Source organism: Roseicyclus sp., from assembly GCF_052168335.1.
Lineage (GTDB): Bacteria > Pseudomonadota > Alphaproteobacteria > Rhodobacterales > Rhodobacteraceae > Roseibacterium.
On record NZ_JBQLZP010000186.1, the window covers coordinates 1 to 4,113 of the forward strand.

Consider the following 4,113-nt stretch of genomic DNA (forward strand, 5'->3'; position numbering starts at 1 on the left):
CGGTGACGTCGACGCCTATGCGGGCGCTGTCAGCGATGCGGCGATCCTCGCCAACCGGGGCCTGAACCTGCGCGAGATCACGCCCGAGGCCTACCTCGCCTTCTTCGGCAACGGCTACGCGGTGCTGCAGAGCTACGCCGACGAGAACCCCGCCGTTGTCGAGGGCTTCGGCCGCGCGCTGGTGCGCGGCATGCGCTTCATCAACGATCCCGCCAACCAGGAGACCGCGCTCGACCACATGGCGGCCGGCAATCCGCAGGAGGGCGAGGACCGGGAATTCGCGGCATCGCTCCTCGGGGCGGTCATCGAGCGGATGACGCCGACGGACGCCTACATCGCCGAGGGCTACGGCTACCAGCCGCCCGAGCACTGGGAGGCCTGGCAGCAGAGCCTTCTGGACGCGGGCGACCTCGAGGCGGCCTTCGACGACCTGAGCGCGGGCTATTCCAACGCATGGATCGCCGGCTGGAACGCCGAATGAGCCAGGTCGTCCAGATGACGGCGACGCAAGACGACAAACCGGCCGAGGTTCGGCCGGTTTACCAGATCGAGCGGCTGTCCAAGGTCTATCCCCGCAACGGGTTCCAGGCGCTGAAGGACGTGGACCTGACGCTCGCCAAGGGCGAGTTCGCGGCCGTCATCGGCTCGTCCGGCTGCGGGAAGTCCACGCTCCTGAAGATCATGGCGGGGCTGATGCCGCCCACTTCTGGGCGCGTGATGCTCGAGGAGCGGCCCGTGATGGGACCGCGCCGCGACATCGGGATGATGTTCCAGCAGGCCACGCTCCTGCCGTGGAAGACGACGCTCGGCAACGTGCTCCTGCCCATCGAGATGCGCGACGGCAAGGCCGCGGCGAAGGCCGCGACCGACCGCGCGCGCGAACTTCTGGACCTCGTCGGCATCGGCCGGGCCGAGAACGTCTATCCGGGCGAGCTGTCGGGGGGGATGGCGCAGCGCGCGGCGATCTGCCGGATGCTCATCACCGATCCCGCCGTCCTGCTCCTCGACGAGCCCTTCTCCGCGCTGGACGAGCTGACGCGGGACTTCATGAACATGGAGCTGCAGCGCATCTGCCTCGAGCGGCACGCGACCGCCTTCCTCGTGACCCACTCGATCCCCGAGGCGGTCATCCTCGCCGACAAGATCTACATCATGGACGCCAACCCGGGCCGCATCGTCGAGACGATCCACATCGACCTGCCCCGCCCGCGCAACCTCGACATGATCAACACTGCGAAATTCGGGGAAATCGTGCACCATATCCGCGAGAAACTCGGCCGGGAGATGTATGGCTCATGACCGACCAGACCGGATACACCGCGGCCAAGGCCGCGAGCCGCACGGCCTTCGAGGGCGACACCGTCTGGATCGAGCGCGATCCCTTCATCGACCGCATCCCGCGCTGGGTGGCGATGACCGGGCTCTTCGTGCTGATCGTCGGCATCTGGTATGCCGTCACGGCGCTGGAGGTCGTGTCGAACATCATCCTGCCCGGCCCCGGCGAGACCTGGCGCGACATCGTCTTCGTGGGCAACAACATCCTCTCGGGCGGCTACATGCTCGAGGCCTTCATCACCACGACGAAGACGTTGCTCTACGCCTTCCTTCTCGCCATCGCGATCGGCTTCTCGCTGGGCGTGCTGGTGGGCGAGACCAAGTTCGGCGAGCGCGCGGTGCTGCCCTATCTCGTCGCCATCGACACCATGCCCAAGGTCGCCTTCGCGCCGCTCTTCATCGCCTGGCTCGGCTTCGGCATCTCGTCCAAGGTGGCGCTCGCGACCTTCATCGCGACCTTTCCCATCGTCGTCTCGACCGCCGCGGGCCTCTATGCCGCGACCGAGAACGAACGGATGCTCTTCAAGTCCATCGGGGCGAGCCGGCTGCAAACGCTCCTGCGGCTGAAGCTGCCGACGGGTCTTCCCTACTTCTTCACCGGCCTCAAGATCGCGGCCGTGGGCGTCATGGCGGGCGCCATCACCGGCGAGTTCCTCGGCGGCGGCGAGGGGGTGGGCGCGCTCATCCGCGTCTCGGCCTCGCAGCTCGACACGCCGCGGGTCTTCTCGCTCATCATCTATCTCAGTTTCCTCGGTCTCGCCCTGTTCCTTTCCGTCGTCTGGGTGCAGAAGACCTTCGTGTTCTGGAACAAGTCCGACAAACCGGGTGGCATGGCGTAGATGATGCGGGCGCGCGCGAAGGCGGAGGCGGAGAACGAGCCGATCCTGTCGGATCGCGCCTACGCCATGATCAAGGAGGACATCCTCGCCGGGCTGCTCGAGCCCGGCGACAAGCTGCAGCTCGACGCCGTCTCCGAGCGCTACGGCATCGGCCTCGCCCCCGTGCGCGAGGCGCTGAACCGTCTCTCGGCCGAGGGCTGGGTCGAGCGCCGCAGCCAGCGGGGTTTCTTCGTCTCCGAGCTTTCGATCTCGGATCTCGAGGAACTGGTGAAGACGCGGATCTGGCTGGAAACGCTGGGCCTGAGGGAATCCATCGCCCAGGGCGGGCAGGACTGGGAGGACCAGGTGATCGTGGCCTACCACCGCCTCGCCCGGACCGAGCGGCTTCAGGACGGAACGATCAGCATCGCCGTGAACCCCGAGTGGGAGACGCGGCACCACGACTTCCACCTCGCGCTCCTGTCGGGCTGCGGCTCGTCGTGGATGATGCAGTTCTGCCAGACGATGATGGACCAGGCCGTGCGCTACCGGAACCTCTCGGTGAACTTCACCCTCGAGCGGCGCGGCGACGCGCTGGCCGAGCACGAGGCGATCGTGACCGCCGCCCTCGACCGCGACGCGGACCGGGCGGCCGACCTCCTCGCGCGGCACTATTCCAAGACGCTCGAGGGCCTGAAGGAGCGCCTGCGGAGCGAGCGGCCCGCGCGCGGGCTGGCGGGCTGAGGCGCGGATGAGCGACACCGAATTCGCCGCCTCCTCCGACGGCACGCGGATCGCCTTCCACCGCCACGGCGACGCGGGCCGTCCGCCGATCCTGCTGATCCACGGCTGGGCGCAGCAATCCGTCTGCTGGGCCCCCCTGGTCGAGCGGCTCGGCGACCGCTTCCACCTCGTGACCATGGACCTGCGCGGCCATGGCGGCTCGGACAAGCCGGAAGCCCCCGCCGCCTACACCGACACCTCCCTCTGGGGCGACGACGTGCGCGCGGTGATCGATGCGGCGGGGCTCTCGCGGCCCGTGCTCGTCGGCTGGTCGTATGGATCGCGCGTGATCGCGGCGCATCTGGCGACCCATGGCGACGGGCATCTTGCGGGCCTCGTGCTCGCGGGCGGCATCCTCGCCATCGGCAAGGCGCGGGAGGAGTGGATGGTGGGCCAGGCGAGCCCCGGCCTCGACCGCGACCTCTACACCGAGGACGTGCCGCGGAGGCTCGCCGCCACCGTCCGCTTCGTCGAGGCCTGCACCGCCCGCCCGCTCGACCGCGCGACCTATGCCACGCTGGTCGGCGCCAACATGCTCTGCCCCGCCCATGTGCGCCGCGCCCTCTTCGGCGCGGATGTGGATTTCCGCCCGGTCTATGCGGCGGCGACCTGCCCTGCCCTCGTGATCCACGGCGACGCCGACGCCGTCGTGACGCCCCGCACGGGCGAGGCCGCCGCCGCGCTCTTCGGGCAGGGACGGCACCTGAGCTACGAGGGCGTCGGCCACGCCCCCTTCCTCGAGGCGCCCGACCGCTTCGCCTCGGACCTCGCGGATTTCGTCGAGGAGGTTGGCGCCGGCCGGGGATGACCGGCCGGAACGGGCGCAGCGAGGTTCCGAACGCCCGGTTCCTCAACCTCCGCCGAAATTGATCGAGAACGCGGTCTGCGCACCGGCCGGGGGCCTCGGGAAGGGCGCGGCGGAGCGCACGATCGACAGCGCCGCTTCGTCCAGCGCCGGGTTCCCCGAGGACCGCGCGAGACCCAGCGACGCGAGCCCGCCGCCCGCGTCGATGCGGAAGGTGACGACCGCGTCCGCCCCGTCGTGGCGCACCCTCGGCCGCCCCTGCCGCGCGATGCGGCGCAGCACCTGGCCGGGATAGTTCGCGGCCTCGGCGGTGTTTCCGGCCTGCGGCGTCCGGGTCGGGACCGGCGCGCTGGCCGTGGCCTCGGCGGCGGG

5 protein-coding genes and 1 pseudogene are annotated in these 4,113 nt (G+C 69.8%); 5 read left to right on the top strand and 1 reads right to left on the bottom strand.

Annotated elements, in window-relative coordinates; translation table 11 throughout:
• The 5 genes and pseudogenes from ACTS11_RS05790 to ACTS11_RS05810 all read left to right on the top strand — a co-directional run.
• A pseudogene (locus ACTS11_RS05790) lies at positions 1-481 on the top strand (ABC transporter substrate-binding protein); the annotation flags it as partial.
• Positions 478-1,299 (top strand): ABC transporter ATP-binding protein, encoded by an 822-nt coding sequence (locus ACTS11_RS05795; RefSeq protein ID WP_442639388.1) that lies wholly within the window; start codon positions 478-480, stop codon positions 1,297-1,299. The pseudogene ACTS11_RS05790 and the gene ACTS11_RS05795, both read left to right, overlap by 4 nt.
• Positions 1,296-2,174, top strand: a complete 879-nt coding sequence (locus ACTS11_RS05800; protein ID WP_442639389.1) for an ABC transporter permease — start codon at positions 1,296-1,298, stop codon at positions 2,172-2,174. Before ACTS11_RS05795 ends, ACTS11_RS05800 begins: the two co-directional genes overlap by 4 nt.
• Complete coding sequence (locus ACTS11_RS05805) at positions 2,175-2,897, top strand: GntR family transcriptional regulator (RefSeq protein WP_442639390.1); 723 nt, start codon at positions 2,175-2,177, stop codon at positions 2,895-2,897.
• A gap of 7 nt (positions 2,898-2,904) precedes the next feature.
• Positions 2,905-3,744 carry an alpha/beta fold hydrolase gene (locus ACTS11_RS05810; protein WP_442639391.1) on the top strand — a complete coding sequence of 280 codons (840 nt, stop codon included), beginning with the start codon at positions 2,905-2,907 and terminating at the stop codon, positions 3,742-3,744.
• 42 nt (positions 3,745-3,786) lie between these two features.
• Here ACTS11_RS05810 and ACTS11_RS05815 read toward each other — a convergent pair.
• Positions 3,787-4,113, bottom strand: a 327-nt coding sequence (locus ACTS11_RS05815; protein ID WP_442639392.1) for a TonB family protein, incomplete at its 5' end; no start/stop codon positions are given.